The following is a 17,203-nucleotide window of genomic DNA, read 5'->3' as shown; positions in this document are numbered from 1 at the left end:
ACGTGCGCCAACGCGCTATAAAGCGCCTGAATACCGCACCCCACGGGCATGCAATTACTGCATGAGCAAGGCGGCAGAACTCATGTCGCGCTGGGCGAACAAGGCAAAGTCATTGGCCACCAGCGGCCGGGCAAACCAGTACCCCTGGCCCTGATCGCAACCCAGCTCAGCCAGCATGCAACGGGTCGAATCATCTTCGATGCCCTCGGCAATCGTGAGCAGGTGCAGGCTTTTCGCCATCTGGATGATGGCCGTGACGATGGCCCGGTCTTGCGGGCTGTCCTGCAGCTTGCGCACAAACGACTGGTCGATTTTCAATTTATCCACGTGAAAACGCTGCAGATAAGACAAGTTGGAGTAGCCGGTGCCGAAGTCATCAATGGACAACTTCACACCCAGCGCCTTGAGGCGATACAGGGTGTCGATAAAGCCTTCGGAGTCCTGCAGCAGCAGAGATTCGGTCAACTCCAACTCCAGGCACTCCGCGGGCAGGCCGTAACGGTGCAAGGCAGCAGCCACTAACGCCTCCAGGTTGCCGCGGCGAAACTGCACCGTGGACAGGTTGACCGACACCACAAAGGCCGGCAACCCAGCGGCCCGCCAGAGCATCATCTGCCGGCACGCCTCGTTCAACACCCACTCACCAATCTCGACGATCAGCCCGGAGCTCTCGGCCACCGGAATGAACTTGTCCGGCCCGACCATCCCACGCTCTGGATGCTGCCAACGAATCAGCGCTTCAGCCGAGAGCAAACGGCCGCTGTGAATATCGACAATGGGCTGGTAGTGCAACACAAATTGCTGCTGGCTCAAGGCTTCTCGTAGCCCCGAATCGAGGTTCAGACGCTCGAGAATATCGGCGTTCATGCGCGTATCAAAAAAGCGGAAGGCATTACGCCCAGCAGCCTTGGCCTGGTACATGGCCAGATCAGCATGCTTGAGCAAGGCGGCAAAATCATCGCCATCTTCCGGGTACAGGGCGACGCCGATGGAGACCGACGAAACGATCTGCATGCCTTTAAGACTGAAGGGCTGAATCATCGCATCCAGCACATGATTGGCTACCGCAGAAATGGCCCCCAGATCCGGCACATCGGTGAGCACAATAAGAAACTCGTCACCGCCCTGACGGCTGACGGTATCCACCTCGCGCACGGCACCCTGCAAACGCCGGGCAACTTCTTTGAGCAGCTCGTCACCGGCGTCATGGCCGAGGGAGTCGTTGATGGTCTTGAAGTTATCCAAATCAAGAAACAGCAAAGCTGCACGGCGCTGATAACGGCGCGCCTGACCGATGGCCTGCTCCATGCGGTCGCTAACCAGCAACCGATTGGGCAGATTGGTCAGGGCGTCGTGCTGAGCCAAATGGGTGAAGCTGGCCTCGGAGGCTTTGACCCGCTGAATTTCCTCCTGCAGGCGCTGCATGGTCTGGCGCAGGTCATTGGCCAGAATCCATACGGCGCAGGCACACACCAGCAAAATGCAGCTGACGTTGACCATCCGCCCAAGCCCCATCGGCAGCGGTTCAAAGCGCTGCCAGCCGAACATCGCGGCACAGGTTATGAGCGCAACAGAGGCCAACATAAACAGCAACAAGGCCACAAACAGCCTCAAGCGCGAGACCATACCGGCGACGATCAGGATCACCGGATAACCCAGCAAGGCACCGCTGTACAGGCCCTGACTGATCCACAGTGACACGCTGACGACCGCCGTCATGGTCCCTAGCACCAGCACAATGGCCGTATCGGTGGCACCACGCAGGTTCAGCCGGGCGCCGGCCATAACCGCCAGCATGGCCAGGATCACCAGCAAGGAATTCGTCCAGCTGTTGGCCAGCACCGTCTGCACACCGATGATGACCAGCACCACGCTGAGCACGGAGGAAATCTGGTTCAACCGCCGCGCTTGCGCACCGCGATCCACCGATTCCAGCAAGAGGGCTTGTTGCTCCAGCAGATTACTCATCGCGTTTCCATTCAGTCCAAACGGTCAACAAACCTGTGCAGGGGCGCGACGCTAGCCAAACCGCCGCCCGTCGGCAAGACTTTGTTGGCGTTACACGCAACCAAGCCTCCCGCGCCAAGACCGTGCCGACCGTGCGCGCATAAAAAAGGCGACCCGAAGGCCGCCTAACGTTACACGGAGTTGATGCAATCAGTGGGCTACGGCACCGCTGGCGCCCAGGCCGGTTTGCGAGCGAACGAACTGTGGCAGGAAGCGCGCACGTTCTTCAGCCGCCGAGGTGGATTTGTCGGTGATCGAGAAGAACCAGATCCCGATAAACGCCACCGCCATGGAGAACAGCGCCGGGTACTCGTAGGGGAAGATTGCCTGCGCATGACCCAGTACCTGCACCCACACGGTTGGGCCGAGGATCATCAGCGTTACCGCAGTCACCAGGCCCAGCCAGCCGCCGATCATGGCGCCACGGGTGGTCAGGTTCTTCCAGTACATGCTGAGGAACAGCACGGGGAAGTTGCAGCTGGCTGCGATCGAGAACGCCAGACCTACCATGAACGCGATGTTCTGCTTCTCGAACAGGATACCCAGACCGATCGCCAACACGCCCAGGGCGATGGTGGTGATCTTCGACACGCGGATTTCATCCTTGTCGTTGGCCTTGCCCTTCTTGATCACACTGGCATACAGGTCGTGGGACACCGCCGTTGCGCCAGCCAGGGTCAAGCCTGCTACTACCGCCAAGATGGTGGCGAAGGCCACAGCCGAGATAAAGCCGAGGAACAGGTTGCCGCCGACCGCATTGGCCAGGTGAATAGCCGCCATGTTGTTACCGCCCACCAGCAAGCCAGAGGCATCCATGAACGATGGGTTGGTGCTGACCAGCAGGATCGCGCCGAAGCCGATGATAAAGGTCAGGATGTAGAAGTAGCCGATAAAGCCAGTGGCGTAGAACACCGATTTACGAGCTTCTTTAGCGTCGCCAACGGTGAAGAAGCGCATCAGGATGTGCGGCAGACCTGCAGTACCGAACATCAGGGCCAGGCCGAGGGAGATCGCCGACACCGGATCTTTCACCAGACCGCCGGGGCTCATGATCGCCAGGCCTTTCGGGTGCACTTTGACCGCTTCGGCGAACAGCTGAGCGAAGTCGAAGTTGACGTGTTTCATCACCATCAGGGCCATAAAGCTGGCACCGGACAGCAGCATGACCGCCTTGATGATCTGTACCCAGGTGGTTGCCAGCATGCCGCCGAACAACACGTAGAGCATCATCAGTACGCCCACCAGGACCACCGCGACGTAGTAGTCGAGGCCGAACAGCAGCTGAATCAGCTTGCCGGCACCCACCATCTGCGCGATCAGGTAGAACGCCACCACCACCAGCGAACCGCTGGCCGAGAGGGTACGGATTTCCATCTGCTTGAGGCGGTACGAGGCCACGTCGGCAAAGGTGTATTTGCCCAGGTTGCGCAGGCGCTCGGCCATCAGGAAGAGGATCACCGGCCAGCCCACGAGGAAGCCGATCGAATAGATCAGGCCGTCATAGCCGGAGGTGTACACCAGCGCGGAAATCCCCAGGAAGGACGCCGCCGACATGTAGTCGCCGGCAATCGCCAGGCCGTTCTGGAAGCCGGTGATGTTGCCGCCAGCAGCGTAGTAGTCAGAGGCCGAGTTGTTCTTTTTCGATGCCCAGTAGGTTATGCACAGGGTCGCACCAACAAAGGCCACGAACATGACAATCGCCGAGACGTTCACCGGTTGACGCTGCACTTCGCCGGTCAAGGCTTCGCCAGCCCACAGCAGCGGGGCAAAAATGGACAAACCCAAGGCAGTCAGTAGACGCGCAATCATTTCTGCACCTCGTCAAGAATGGCCTGATTCAGGGCATCGAACTCGCCGTTGGCGCGTTGCACATAGATGCCGGTGAGGATGAAGGCAGAGAGGATCAAGCCAACACCCATGGGAATGCCCCAGGTGGTGACTGACCCTTCACTGATGGGCGTACCCAACAGTTGCGGAGCAAAGGCGATCAGCAGGATAAAGGTTACATACAGGCCAAGCATGATGGCCGACAGCAGCCAGGCGAAACGCTCGCGCTTGGCTACCAGTTGCTTGAATTGCGGAGTTTTTTCGATCCGCTCGTAGACGTCGTCTTTCATTGTTGTTGTCCTCCACAGCACGGGTTGCTGGTGAGTTCACTCTAGATCGCCAGCGCCGGGGTGAAAGACGACCTTAGTCGTAGCCACGACCAAAGTCGCAGGTCACAGGTGCCCAGGAATCACCAGGCCTTTGCGCCGGTAAGCCTCGATATCAATGCCGAACGCCCCCGTAGGATAGACATCCTTGATTCGGTACGAACGACCGCTGTGGTCACGCGGGGTTTCCTGCAGATCAACCACCCGCTCGGGGCCCAATTGCTTGTCTTCGTTAAGCACCAGCAAGACCTTGGGCTTGAGTTTGCTTAGCGGTGAGCAGGCGATAATGATGCCGACCTCGCCGTTGTTCATCTCGACGATCTCGCCGGGCGGGTAGATGCCGATACGGCGCACGAAGACCTTCACCAGCTCCTCATCGAACTGGCTGCCGCTGGCTTCGAACAGGATGCGCAGCGCTTCCAGGCTCGATTTGCCCTTGCTGTAGGGGCGATCACTGTTGATCGCGTCATAAGCGTCGACCACCGCAACGATCTTGGCAAAGTAGGGAATCCGTGGCGCATCCAAGCCACGCGGGTAGCCGCGACCGTCCAGGCGTTCGTGATGAGAAAAGGCAACGTCCACCGCTGCCGCAGTAACCTGCTGATTGCTCATCAGCAACTTGCGCCCTTCGCTGGCATGGCTCTGCATGACGCGCAGTTCGTGGGGCGTCAAGGCGCCGGGCTTGTTGAGAATGGCACTGGGCACCTTGATCTTGCCCACGTCATGGAGCATGCCGCACATGCCCAGGTGCTCCAGCTCGTCCTGCCGCAGGCCCAGTTCACGGCCCAAGGCGATGCTGAAGATGGCCACCCGCAGACAATGCTCAGCAGTGTATTCATCGCTGTTCTTGATTCGCGCCAGCCAGAGCATGGCGCCGGGGTTGCGCAACATGCTCTCGACACATTCCTTGACCACCACCTTTACCTGCGCCACATCCAGCTCATGACCCAGACGCACCGCCTCCAGCAGGCGCAAGGATTGCTCGCGAGCGGAGTGAAAGGCGGGCTCGGCCTGCTGCATTTCCAGGTTGAAATCGACCTTGGCAATCACCGGCTGCAGCTCGGCGGTGGCCGCGGCCGCAAGGTTTTCCTCGACCTGACGCTGCATCCCGACCGAACGCCGAGCATCCACCCAGACGTATTGGCAGACTTCGGCCAGCAACAGAATTTCCTGCTGCTGACGAATTCGAAAGCCTTGAAACAGAAACGCCGTCTCGCCCCACGGGCGGTCCAGCTCAACCACGTACATGCCAATGCTCAGCTGCCCAATGGGCATTTTGATGCGGTCACGGGCACCAGCATCCGACATACACATACTCCGCAGGGAAAACCCCCTAATTCATTAATAATGGTCGCACCCCGGCCATGAAACAAGGCGCCGCCGCCTGCTTGTTTCGATCGAACAGCGAGTACTTGCGGCCTTCATCTAATTAGCCAATCACTATCAACACCATAATCAAGATTGACTCTCACAATCATTAGCAAAGCCCTACTCTGAACCTGTCGCTCCAGCCCAGATTCCGAGGTGCATCATGTGCAAAACCATCAGCTTCACCCTTATGCATTTCTGCATCGCCTTCAGCGTTGGCTATGCGTTGACCGGCAGCTTGACTGTTGGCGGCTTGCTCGCGGTGGTGGAGCCCCTGTGCAACTCGGTGGGTTTTTACTTCCACGAAAAATTCTGGAGTCATCTGCAGCAAGCCGATGCAAACGGCGCCGCCCATCCGATCAGTCAGTGGCTGCACGCGCACAGCTAACGACGCCTGCACCTTGAGCGTGCCGGCAGCCTCCTACCGGCGCGCCGAATCCGCTAAGATGCGCGCCTTCGTTTTCAGACCTGCGCCCGACCATGCCCATCACGTCTCGCTTCCCCGTCTTGCCGTACCTGTTCGCCAGCGTGCTCGCCCTCTCGGCCCTGGCCGGGCTGTGGTACGCCATTGGCCAACCTGTGGTGCTGGCCGATGCCGCCACCCCGACCCATAAGCTGCAGTGCGCGTCCTACACGCCGTTTGACAAGGACCAGTCGCCGTTCGACCAGCCCTTCACCCTGCGCCCGGAACGCATCGATGCCGACCTGGCCCTGCTGGCCACGCGCTTCCAGTGTGTGCGCACCTATTCGATGACCGGCCTGGAAGGCATTCCTGACATGGCGCGCAAGCACGGCCTGAAGCTGCTGCTGGGGGCTTGGGTCAGTGCCAACCCGGTGGACACCGCCATTGAGGTCGAGGCGCTGATCAAAAGCGCCAACGCCAACCCGGATGTGGTCGACGGCGTCATCGTCGGCAACGAAGCCTTGCTGCGCAAGGAAGTCACTGGCGACCAGTTGGTCAAACTGATCCAGCAGGTCAAAGCCCAGGTCAAGCAACCGGTGACCTATGCCGATGTCTGGGAGTTCTGGCTGCAATACCCGCAAGTGGCGCCGGCCGTAGACTTCCTCACCATTCACCTGCTGCCGTACTGGGAAGATGACCCCACCGGCATCGATGCCGCCCTCGCCCACGTCGGCGAGGTGCGCCGCACCTTTGGCAATCGCTTTGCGCCGAAAGACATCCTGATCGGCGAAACCGGCTGGCCCAGCGAAGGCCGCCAGCGCGAAACCGCCCTGCCCAGCCGCGTCAACGAAGCCAAGTTCATCCGCGGCTTTGTCACCATGGCCGAGCAGAACGGCTGGCGCTACAACCTGATCGAAGCCTTCGACCAACCCTGGAAGCGGGTCAGCGAAGGGGCCGTTGGCGGCTTTTGGGGCCTCTACGATGCCGACCGACAGGACAAGGGCGTGCTCGCCGGCCCCGTCTCCAACCTGCCGCACTGGCCGTTGTGGCTGGCCCTGAGCCTTGGCCTGTTTGCCGCCAGCCTGACGCTGGCCGGCAGACCAGCCTCGACCCGCGCCGCTTTGCTGCTGCCACCCGTGGGCGCCCTGGGCGCCGCCTGTATTGGCCTGTGGGCCGAACTGGCGCTGATCACCAGCCGCTACCTGGCCGAATGGCTGTGGGCCGCGGCCCTGATCGGCCTGAACCTGCTGGTGCTGGCCCACGCCAGCCTGAGCCTGAGCACCCACAGCGGCTGGCGTGCGCGGGCCTATGCCTGGCTGCAGGCCCGAGCCGGCTGGTGGTTGCTGGCCAGCGGCTTTGCCGGCGCAGTGCTGATGCTGGCGCTGGTGTTCGACGCCCGCTACCGCAGCTTCCCGAGCGCCGCCCTGCTGCTGCCGGCACTGTTCTACCTGTGCCGCCCGGTGGCCGCACCGCGCCGCGAAATCGCCCTACTGGCGGTCTTCGTTGGCGCCGGTATCGTGCCGCAGCTGTACGAGGAAACCCTCGGCAACCTGCAGGCCATTGGCTGGGCGGCTGTCAGCCTGCTGCTGCTCGGCGCCCTATGGCGCAGCCTGCGCCTAGCACGCGGGTAAAAAACGCGGACAAAAAAAGGGATGACCATGGTCATCCCTTTTTTATATGGCTATGCCCCCGTTAACTGTTGCAGCGCTAGCGCCGCACCGTAGGAGCGGCTTCAGCCGCGATGCTTTCAAGGCAAACGGCATCGCGGATAAATCCGCTCCTACAGAAGCTCAATCGCACCTTCAACACATAACGTGGACAGAGCCTTTTTTATGCCGGCAACCTCAGGCCGGAAGCGGCGCCCGCACCAGGCGGAGCGCTGCGATCACCAAAGCAAACACCGCCAGACTGGCGGTGTAAAGCACCAGGGCAGGCAAGGCGAACAGCAGCGCCACTACTGCCAGCACCGAACCCTTGCGGCCCGGCAGCAAGAACCCCAACAGCGCCGCCCCCAGTGCCACCCAGGCCAGCACTCGCCAGTGAATCAACAGCCCCAGCGTGGCGCGCACCTGGCACTGCCAAAGGCCGGCATCGTCGGCACAAGCGCCCACCCACTGGCCATCTTCCATAAAACCAAAGCGCACGCCGTAACAGGCCGCCAACCACAGCGACAGAACCAGCAACAAAATCAGCGGTACAGGGCGCGACATAGAACTACTCCAGAAGGCAAAAACGGCGCCAAGGATAACCGCCAACCCCGGCGATGCAAGCCATACACACCCGCAACCACAGGCCAATAGAAAAAATAGTTCCTTGTTTACGGGTTGCCCCATTGTGTACGCCATAGTCTCTATGGTCCTTTAGGGTCTGCTGCCGTTTCATCGTGAGCCGCGTTGCTGCGAGAAATGGTCCCCGGTTAGGCGCAGGGCGCAGGTAATGGTTATTCCCTTATCAAGCCCTGCAACAACAGCGGGGGCCATTTCTCGCGCAACCCGAAGGGCCGGGCCAGTTTTTGTGCGAGGCGGCGTTACTCGTCGCTTATTTGGAATAACCAAATCACGCTCCTCGCGCCTTGCCTCGCGCAAAGACTGCCTCCGGCGCGGCCACGAATGAAACAGCAACAGACCCTAACCGACTCTAACCCCATGAGATTGCACCATGCTCCGGCTTACCAGCCTTGCCGCCGTGCTTGCCGGCCTGCTTCTGACCACCTCAGCCCAGGCCACCCGCATCGATGCCAGCACCTACGGCTACCCCATCAGCAATCCGTTCGAAGCCACCATCAGCGGCACACCGCCGGACCTGCGTCCGAGCCTGCCCGCCGACGAGGACATCGAGCAGAGCGACTACCGCCTGAGCCTGCATGCCGACGGCGCCAAGCGCCTGCCGGATATTTTCTGGAATGGCACCAGCCTGCCCTATCGCCTGGCCCAGCAGGACGGTCCGGCACCGCTGATCTTTATTATCGCCGGCACGGGTTCGGCATACTCAACCGGCACGGCCGAGTCGCTGAAAAGGCTGTTCTACGGCGCCGGCTACCATGTGGTGCAACTGTCTTCGCCGACCAGCTACGACTTCATCACGGCAGCGTCCACCAGCGCCACGCCAGGCATTTCCAGCGAAGACGCCCAAGACCTGTACCGGGTGATGGAAGGCATCAAGGCCCAGCACGGCGACCTGCAAGTCACCGACTACCACCTCACCGGCTACAGCCTGGGCGCCCTCAACGCCGCTTTTGTCAGCCACTTGGATGAACAGCGCAAAAGCTTCAATTTCAAACGGGTGCTGATGCTCAACCCGCCCGTAGACCTGCTGACCTCGGTCGACAACCTCGACCGCCTGTCGCGGGCGCAGTTGCAGCTGCAAGGCCAGTCGGCGTCGTTCGATCTGGTCTTCGACAAACTGGCACGCTACTTCAAGGACAAGGGCCGGATCGAAATCGACCAAGCGCTGCTGTATGACTTTCAGGACTCCAAGGAGCGCCTCAATACGCCAACCATGGCCGCGCTGATCGGCAGCGCCTTCCGCTTCTCGGTGGCGGATATCGTGTTCACCTCCGACCTGATCAACCGGCGCGGCTTGATCACTCCGCCCCAGCAGCAATTCAACTACGGCACCGAGCTGACCCCCTTCTTCCAGAAAGCCGCCGCCTGCAACTTCCGCTGCTATGCCGAGCAGCAATTGCTGCCCATGTGGCAGGCCAAGCATGCGGGAGGCTCGCTGCCAGAGCTCAATCAGCAGGTCAGCCTGCACGCCCTGAAAAGCTACCTGAAGAACACGCCGAAAATTGCCGTAATGACCAACGCCGACGACCTGATCCTCGGCCCTGGCGACCTCAGCTTCCTGCGTCAAACCTTCGGCCCGCGCCTGAGCGTTTACCCCCTGGGCGGCCATTGCGGCAACCTCGACTACCGCGTCAACACCGACGCCATGCTGGAGTTTTTCCGTGGCTAAGCACCTGCTCCTGACCGCCCTACTCCTGGGCAGCGGCCTGGCTCACGCCGACCAAGCCAGCCACAGCGCCGATGAAGGCTTCACCCAACCGCTGCAACGTCTGACCTTCGTCTCCGGGCCCGACACCTTCGTCACCGCCAGCAACGCCGCCATGCAGGTCTACGACCCGCTGGAGCGCTGGAACCGCAGCATCTACCAGTTCAACTACCGTCTCGATCAGTGGGTCATGCTGCCGGCAGTGCAGGGCTACGTCTACGTCACCCCCAAGCCGCTGCGCACCGGCGTAAGCAACTTCTTCAGCAACCTGGGCGATGTCACCAGCCTGGGCAACAGCCTGCTGCAGTTGAAAGGCGAACGGGCCATGCGCACCACCGCGCGCCTGCTGTTCAACACCCTGCTGGGTGTCGGCGGCCTATGGGACCCGGCCACCGCCATGGGTGTGCCAAAAGAGCGTGAAGACTTTGGCCAGACCCTCGGTCACTACGGCGTGCCCAACGGTCCCTACTTGGTGTTACCGCTGTTCGGCCCGTCCAACCTGCGCGACACCACGGGCTTAGTGGCTGACACCGTGGCAGCCAGCAACATCAACTACCTCGACGTGGCCGAAAGCAGCAGCCAGCATCCAGAAATAAAAGTCCTGGAGGCCATCGATACGCGCTATGTCACGCCGTTCAAATACGGCCAGCTGAATACGCCCTTCGAATACTCGCGGGTGCGTTACCTGTACGGTGAAGTGCGCAGACTGCAGATCAGCGACTAAGCGCTCAGCAACCGCTCCTCAGCGCGTCGACAAGGGCTCGAGCACCTGAGGAGCGGCACTCAAGCTGCCGAGATCGAGGAAACTGCTCAGCGCTTCCTTGCGCGCCATCGCATCCTGGTAGCCGAGTTCGATCAGCTCGCCGCAATAACCCGCCTCAAACAGCAGATAACTGAGCACGCCGGCACCGCTGGCCTTGGTCGCACCCGGCCCGCGCAGAAACATGCGCAGGGTTTTCGGCAGCTCATGGCGATGGCGGGCGGCGATCTGGTCCAGCGGCTGGCTGGGCGCAATCACCAACACATCCACCGGCTTCAACCCCAAACCCCGCGGATGCAGGCCAGACGGCACCAGACCACTCATGTGATTGAGGCGTTGCAACAGCTCAATATCGCCTTCCAGACTGTCGATGAACGTGCTGTTAAGCATATGCCCACTGATTTGCGCCAGGCTCGGTGGCCGCGCGCTCTGCGCCCGAGGTAACTCAACGGGCGGTGTGCCGCTGCCCTGGGGATTGCCACTCACGCCCACCACCAGCACCCGCGTAGCGCCCAGGTGCAAGGCGGGACTGATGGGCGCCGACTGACGCACCGCGCCATCACCGAAGTACTCGCGATTGACCTTGACCGGCGGAAAGATCAACGGAATTGCCGTACTGGCCAACAAGTGTTCAAGGCTCAAGCGCGTGGGCACGCCGACACGCCGATGGCGGAACCAGGGGTCAATGCTGCCGCGCCCCTGATAGAAGGTCACCGCTTGGCCCGACTCGTAGCCAAAGGCCGTCACCGCCACCGCGCGCAGCTGCCGCCGGGCAATCGCCGCGTGAATACCGGAGAAATCCAGCTCGCGAGTGAGCAACTCACGCAGCGGCGAGCTATCCAGCAGCGCCACCGGCATATCGCCCCCCAGGCCGAGCATGCTGTGTCCGACGAAACGTCCGGCCTGACGCAGCACGCCCGGCCAGTCACTGCGATACACCTGATGGGTATGAAAACCCTGCCAGACTGCCGTTAGCCTCCGGATGGCCTCACTGAAATGCAACGCCCCGCAGGCCAGACCCACGGCATTGATGGCGCCGGCCGAGGTGCCGACGATGACCGGAAACGGATTTTTCGCCGCATCTGGCAACAAATCGGCAATCGCCGCCAGCACCCCGACCTGATAGGCCGCACGGGCCCCACCTCCGGAGAGAATGAGTCCGGTCACATGTTTTTTGGCGCTGGCGGCTTGAGTCATGAAAACGTCCCGGTTTTTCTTGGCAAGTGTAGAAGCGCTTATCGACGGCGTTTCTTATACAGTTTCGCTTCACCTACAGGCCGCGTCTTGAACCGCCGATGGGCCCACAAGTACTGCTCCGGGCACACTTCAATGGCCTGCTCGACCCATTGATTGATGCGCAGGCAATCGGCCTCTTCATTCTCGCTGGGGAAATCCGCCAGCGGCGGATGGACGATAACCCGATAGCCCTGCCCATCGGGCAAGCGTTGTTGAGTAAAGGGAATCACCCGCGCCTTGCCCATCCGCGCAAATTTGCTGGTGGCCGTAACCGTAGCCGCCGCCACACCGAACAAGGGCACAAACACACTGCGCTGGGCGCCGTAATCCTGGTCGGGGGCATACCAGACCACGCCGCCAGCGCGCAGCGTTTTGAGCATGCCACGCACATCATCGCGGCCAATCACGCCCAGCAGACGCTGTTCACGACCACGACGCTGGACATAGTCAAACACCGGGTTCTTGTGCGGCCGGTACATGCCGTACATGTCTCGCTGCACGGCCAGCAGCGCGCCGCCCATTTCCAGGGTGGTGAAATGCAGGGCCATCAGAATCACGCCCTGGCCATCGGCCTCGGCCTGCTGCAGATGCTCAACCCCTTCGACCGTGCCCAAGCGACGCAAGCGCGCAACCGGCCACCACCAGCTGATGGCCATTTCAAAAAAGGTCATGCCGGTGGAGGCAAAGTTCTCCTTCACCATGCGCTGCCGCTCAAGGGCGGACATGTGTGGGAAACACAGCTGCAGATTGAGTTCGACAATTTGCCGACGCGACGTGGCAAAGCGGTACATCAGCGCACCCAGCCCACGCCCCAGGCGCAGCAACACCTTGTAAGGCAGCTGCGTGACCAGCCATAGCAGGCCAAGGCACAACCACAGCAGCCAGAAGCGCGGATGGAGAAAATAGGCGCGAAACCGAGGGCCTTCCATTACATATTCCAGATTCACAACAAAGGTCGCGCATTCTACATAGGTTGCCCGGCTTGCGGCCCACCGGCGTTATCGCTATAAGTCGTCGCCTATTTCGTTGGTAGCGTTTGTTTCATCCGTGGCGACAGCCGTCGGGTGCCGCTGCTTGACAGCCGCCTTTGTCCTTCTGTGCAGACCATGAGCCAAGCCGACCTTCTCGACCAAGACCCCGTGTTCCAACTCAAAGGCAGCATGCTGGCCATCACGGTGCTGGAGCTGGCCCACAACGACCTGGAGCGCCTCGACCGGCAGTTGGCGGAGAAGGTCGCCCAAGCGCCCAACTTCTTCAGCAATACCCCGCTGGTGCTGGCCCTGGATAAACTGCCGGAAGGCGAACCCAGCCTCGACCTGGCCGCCCTAATGAGCGTCTGCCGCCAGCATGGCCTGCGCACCCTGGCTGTGCGCGCCAGCAGTGAAGACCATATCAGCGCCGCCCTGGCCCTCGACTTGCCCGTACTGCCACCCTCCGGCGCCCGTGAGCGCTTGATCGAGCCAGAACCGGTCAAAGAGCCAGAGAAACCCGCCGAACCCGTGGCCCGCCCAAGTAAAGTCGTAACCACCCCCATTCGCGGCGGCCAACAGGTCTATGCCCAGGGCGGGGATTTGATCGTGCTGGCACCGGTCAGCGCCGGTGCCGAGTTGCTGGCCGACGGCAATATCCATGTCTACGGCCCGATGCGCGGCCGCGCACTGGCCGGGATCAAGGGTGACCGCACGGCACGCATCTTCTGCCAACAACTTGGCGCCGAATTACTGTCTATTGCTGGCCAGTACAAGGTCGCCGAAGACCTGCGCCGCGAGCCGTTATGGGCCGAAGCCGTACAGGTCAGCCTGTCGGCTGACGTGTTGAACATCACCCGCCTTTAACGGATACTGCGGCCAATTTTAAGGGACACACGGCACCCGCAAAGCCGCCGTTCTGGCTGATCACGTTGCCGTTTAATCGATATTTGGGGTAAAGCACCTTGGCCAAGATTCTCGTAGTCACTTCCGGCAAGGGCGGCGTGGGCAAAACCACCAGCAGCGCTGCCATCGGCACCGGCCTCGCCCTACGCGGGCACAAGACCGTAATCGTCGACTTCGACGTCGGTCTGCGTAACCTCGACCTGATCATGGGCTGCGAGCGTCGCGTGGTGTACGACTTCGTCAACGTCATCAACGGCGAAGCGACCCTGACCCAGGCCCTGATCAAAGACAAGCGCCTGGAAAACCTCTACGTGCTGGCTGCCAGCCAGACCCGCGACAAAGACGCGCTGACCAAAGAAGGCGTCGGCAAGGTCATCGACGAGCTGTCGCAAAACTTCGAATTCGTCATCTGCGACTCCCCGGCCGGTATCGAAACCGGCGCCCACCTGGCGATGTACTTCGCCGATGAGGCGATTGTCGTGACCAACCCGGAAGTTTCCTCGGTGCGCGACTCGGACCGTATGCTCGGCCTGTTGGCGAGCAAATCACGCCGCGCCGAACAAGGCGAAACACCGATCAAGGAACACCTGCTGCTGACCCGCTACAACCCTGAGCGCGTGGTCAAGGGCGAGATGCTCGGCGTCGAAGACGTTGAAGAAATCCTCGCCATTCGCCTGCTCGGCGTAATCCCGGAATCGCAAGCGGTGCTCAAAGCCTCCAACCAAGGCGTACCGGTGATTCTCGACGACCAAAGCGACGCCGGCCAAGCCTATGGTGATGCCGTCGACCGTCTGCTCGGCAAGGAAGTTGCCCATCGTTTCCTCGATGTGCAGAAGAAAGGACTCATGCAGCGTTTATTTGGTGGCCGTGAATGAATATTTTCGACTTCTTTCGCGAGCGTAAGCCGAAGGAAACCCCCGCTTCAGTTGCCAAAGAGCGCCTGTCGATCATCGTTGCCCACGAACGTGGCCAGCGCAGTCAGCCTGACTACCTGCCGGCTCTGCAGAAAGAGCTGGTGGAAGTGATCCGCAAGTACGTCAACATCGACCAGGACCAAGTCCAGGTCGCCCTGGAAAACCAGGGCAGCTGCTCGATCCTTGAGCTGAACATCACCCTGCCCGATCGTTGATCGCGCGGACGTGAACAACGGCGGCCAATTGGCCGCCGTTTGCATTTATGCCCCTTAGCATTAGTGGAACGCACCATGCCGCTGTCGAATGTCGAAATCATCCACCAGGACGCCGCCCTGCTGGTGATCAACAAGCCTACCCTGCTGCTCTCGGTGCCCGGCCGCGCCGAAGACAACAAGGACTGCCTGGTCACCCGCCTGCAAGACAACGGCTACCCGGAAGCACGCATCGTGCACCGCCTGGACTGGGAAACCTCCGGCATCATCGTGCTCGCCCGCGATGCCGACAGCCACCGCGAACTCTCGCGGCAATTCCACGACCGCGAAACCGAAAAGGCCTACACCGCCCTGTGCTGGGGTGAGCCTGCCGCCGACAGCGGCAGCATCGACCTGCCGCTGCGCTACGACCCACCGACCAAGCCGCGGCATGTGGTTGACCACGAGCAAGGCAAACACGCCCAAACCTTCTGGAAGGTGCTGCAGCGCTGCGGCCATTACAGCCGCGTCGAGCTGACCCCAATCACCGGCCGCTCACACCAGTTGCGCGTGCACATGCTTTCGATCGGCCATCCGCTGCTGGGCGACGGCCTCTATGCCCACCCCGAAGCCCTCGCCGCCTACCCACGCCTGTGCCTGCACGCCAGCATGCTTGCCCTCACCCACCCGCAAACAGGCGAGCGGATGCGCTTCGAGTGCCCGGCGCCGTTCTAAAAAGCCCCTAAACGATAGTCACACCGCACATAAAGGAAGTGCCCCACCAAACCTAGCCAGCTCTCCTGAGCTCAAGTTAAACTTCACTGTATTAGGGATCGTTTGCACCACCATTCCACCGGAAAAGCCCACTACAAGGAACCGTAATGCCTTCTCCAACTGACGCCACTCCTGGCTCATACATCGACTTCAGCGGCAATAACTTAATCGACAGTCTAGTAGCGGGCACCAAGTGGGGTGGCGGGGCCGGCACTTATGCCTCTTTGACCTACAGCTTCTTTGTTTCAGGACAGTCCTACTACGCCACAAATTACTCTGACGACAATGAGTACCTCGCCGCTTATGTTCTGAGTATCAAACAACAGACAGCCATTACTAACGCTCTGCAGAAATGGAGCACCGTAGCCAATCTTACTTTCAGCCAAGTCAGCGACAGCATGACTAGCACCGGCGATTTGAGATTTTCTGGCTACGTAAATATGCCAAACGATGTTGCCGCATGGGCTTATTATCCCAGCCAAAGCCCTAGCGGTGGCGATACATGGGTCGGGCCATCCACTGCAGAAGAAACACCCACTCCCGGCAGTTACGACTTCATGACATTTACCCATGAAATCGGCCATGCGATAGGACTCAAGCACCCGTTTGAAAGTGAGCCCGACAATAACAATACGTTACCTGCAGCCTATGACGATGTGCGCTATACGGTAATGAGCTACAACAACAGCTATGACTTTGAACCAACAGGTCCAATGCTGCTGGACATTGCAGCAATCCAATATATCTACGGAAAAAACCTGGCTTGGCAAACGGGCAACAACACTTACAAATGGGCAGCTGACGCACGTATTTTTGAAACACTTTGGGATGCCGGCGGAACAGATACTATCGACGCGAGCAACCAAACACGCGGCGTCGGAATCAATCTTAACAGCGGCGAATTTAGCTCTATCGGCCAAGGCATATACAGTTATGACAAGGGCACTTACATCAACAACTGCCTAAATATCGCTTACGGTTGTACGATTGAGAACGCCATAGGCAGTAACTTCAACGACACGATAATAGGCAATGCTGTCGCCAACATACTGAATGGTGGTACCGGCAATGACACACTGATCGGCGGCCTCGGTAACGACACCTATGTCGTCAATATTGCAACCGATGTGATCAGCGAAACCAGCACTCTTGCCAGCGAGATAGACACTGTACAAGCGGCCGTCAGCTGGACGCTGGGCGCCAACCTCGAAAAGCTCCTGCTCATCGGCAGCGCTGCAATCAACGCCACCGGCAACACGCTCAACAACACTCTGATCGGCAATGCCGCCGCCAACATACTGAACGGCGGCACCGGCAATGACACACTGATCGGCGGCCTCGGTAACGACACTTATGTCGTCAATGTTGCAACCGATGTGATTAGCGAAACCAGCACTCTTGCCAGCGATATAGACACTGTACAAGCGGCCGTCAGCTGGGCGTTGGGTGCCAATCTTGAAAAGCTCCTACTCACAGGCAGCGCTGCAATCAACGCCACCGGCAACACGCTCAACAACTCCCTGATCGGCAATG

The 17,203-nt window shown here is 60.3% G+C and carries 16 protein-coding genes; 9 read left to right on the top strand and 7 right to left on the bottom strand.

Annotation, left to right across the window (positions count from 1 at the left end; all coding sequences use genetic code 11):
• Positions 1-54: 54 nt before the first annotated feature.
• The 4 genes from AC56DI_RS10895 to AC56DI_RS10880 all read right to left on the bottom strand — a co-directional run bounded on the left by AC56DI_RS10895 (position 55) and on the right by AC56DI_RS10880 (position 5,468).
• Entirely contained in the window at positions 55-1,968 is a 1,914-nt protein-coding gene (locus AC56DI_RS10895; protein WP_496346175.1) for a putative bifunctional diguanylate cyclase/phosphodiesterase, read from the bottom strand.
• Positions 1,969-2,157: 189 nt separating this feature from the next.
• Entirely contained in the window at positions 2,158-3,816 is a 1,659-nt protein-coding gene (locus tag AC56DI_RS10890) for a cation acetate symporter (RefSeq protein ID WP_496346174.1), read from the bottom strand.
• Positions 3,813-4,124 (bottom strand): DUF485 domain-containing protein, encoded by a 312-nt coding sequence (locus AC56DI_RS10885; protein WP_324519302.1) that lies wholly within the window; start codon positions 4,122-4,124, stop codon positions 3,813-3,815. The genes AC56DI_RS10890 and AC56DI_RS10885 overlap by 4 nt, the downstream gene beginning before the upstream one ends.
• 102 nt (positions 4,125-4,226) lie before the next feature.
• The gene (locus AC56DI_RS10880; protein ID WP_496346173.1) at positions 4,227-5,468 is read right to left on the bottom strand and encodes an HD-GYP domain-containing protein; all 1,242 of its coding nucleotides are present in this window, start codon (positions 5,466-5,468) and stop codon (positions 4,227-4,229) included.
• Positions 5,469-5,691: 223 nt separating this feature from the next.
• Here AC56DI_RS10880 and AC56DI_RS10875 point away from each other — a divergent pair, with 223 nt between their 5' ends.
• Both AC56DI_RS10875 and AC56DI_RS10870 read left to right on the top strand, forming a co-directional pair.
• Positions 5,692-5,916 (top strand): DUF2061 domain-containing protein, encoded by a 225-nt coding sequence (locus AC56DI_RS10875; RefSeq protein WP_496346172.1) that lies wholly within the window; start codon positions 5,692-5,694, stop codon positions 5,914-5,916.
• Positions 5,917-6,008: 92 nt separating this feature from the next.
• A complete protein-coding gene (locus AC56DI_RS10870; protein WP_496346171.1) occupies positions 6,009-7,562 on the top strand; it encodes a glycoside hydrolase family 17 protein in 1,554 nt (517 codons plus the stop codon).
• A gap of 213 nt (positions 7,563-7,775) precedes the next feature.
• Here the strand turns inward: AC56DI_RS10870 and AC56DI_RS10865 are convergent, their stop codons facing one another.
• Positions 7,776-8,141 (bottom strand): hypothetical protein, encoded by a 366-nt coding sequence (locus tag AC56DI_RS10865; RefSeq protein ID WP_496346170.1) that lies wholly within the window; start codon positions 8,139-8,141, stop codon positions 7,776-7,778.
• Positions 8,142-8,589: 448 nt separating this feature from the next.
• Here AC56DI_RS10865 and AC56DI_RS10860 point away from each other — a divergent pair, with 448 nt between their 5' ends.
• Positions 8,590-9,885 carry an alpha/beta fold hydrolase family protein gene (locus AC56DI_RS10860; RefSeq protein ID WP_496346169.1) on the top strand — a complete coding sequence of 432 codons (1,296 nt, stop codon included), beginning with the start codon at positions 8,590-8,592 and terminating at the stop codon, positions 9,883-9,885.
• Positions 9,878-10,645, top strand: coding sequence for an MlaA family lipoprotein (locus tag AC56DI_RS10855; RefSeq protein WP_496346168.1), 768 nt, complete (start codon positions 9,878-9,880; stop codon positions 10,643-10,645). The genes AC56DI_RS10860 and AC56DI_RS10855 overlap by 8 nt, the downstream gene beginning before the upstream one ends.
• 18 nt (positions 10,646-10,663) lie before the next feature.
• Here AC56DI_RS10855 and AC56DI_RS10850 read toward each other — a convergent pair whose 3' ends face one another.
• Both AC56DI_RS10850 and AC56DI_RS10845 read right to left on the bottom strand, forming a co-directional pair.
• The gene (locus tag AC56DI_RS10850; protein WP_496346167.1) at positions 10,664-11,878 is read right to left on the bottom strand and encodes a patatin-like phospholipase family protein; all 1,215 of its coding nucleotides are present in this window, start codon (positions 11,876-11,878) and stop codon (positions 10,664-10,666) included.
• A 38-nt stretch (positions 11,879-11,916) separates the two neighbouring features.
• Complete coding sequence (locus AC56DI_RS10845; RefSeq protein WP_496346166.1) at positions 11,917-12,846, bottom strand: lipid A biosynthesis lauroyl acyltransferase; 930 nt, start codon at positions 12,844-12,846, stop codon at positions 11,917-11,919.
• 177 nt (positions 12,847-13,023) lie between these two features.
• Between AC56DI_RS10845 and minC the strand changes: the two genes are divergently transcribed.
• The 5 genes from minC to AC56DI_RS10820 form a co-directional block, all read left to right on the top strand.
• The gene (gene minC, locus AC56DI_RS10840; RefSeq protein ID WP_496346165.1) at positions 13,024-13,752 is read left to right on the top strand and encodes a septum site-determining protein MinC; all 729 of its coding nucleotides are present in this window, start codon (positions 13,024-13,026) and stop codon (positions 13,750-13,752) included.
• Between the two features lie 98 nt (positions 13,753-13,850).
• A complete protein-coding gene (minD, locus tag AC56DI_RS10835) occupies positions 13,851-14,666 on the top strand; it encodes a septum site-determining protein MinD (protein WP_324519292.1) in 816 nt (271 codons plus the stop codon).
• Positions 14,663-14,920, top strand: coding sequence for a cell division topological specificity factor MinE (gene minE / locus AC56DI_RS10830; protein WP_324519291.1), 258 nt, complete (start codon positions 14,663-14,665; stop codon positions 14,918-14,920). Before minD ends, minE begins: the two co-directional genes overlap by 4 nt.
• 75 nt (positions 14,921-14,995) lie before the next feature.
• The gene (locus AC56DI_RS10825) at positions 14,996-15,631 is read left to right on the top strand and encodes an RluA family pseudouridine synthase (RefSeq protein WP_496346164.1); all 636 of its coding nucleotides are present in this window, start codon (positions 14,996-14,998) and stop codon (positions 15,629-15,631) included.
• A gap of 146 nt (positions 15,632-15,777) precedes the next feature.
• The coding region (locus AC56DI_RS10820; RefSeq protein WP_496346163.1) for a M10 family metallopeptidase C-terminal domain-containing protein at positions 15,778-17,203 on the top strand (1,426 nt) is incomplete at its 3' end.

The sequence above is a fragment of the Pseudomonas sp. BGA-UO-ETr-WB11 genome (genome assembly GCF_059567785.1).
The sequence above is the reverse complement of the archived record's forward strand: the minus strand, read 5'-3'. Positions and strand labels throughout refer to the sequence as shown.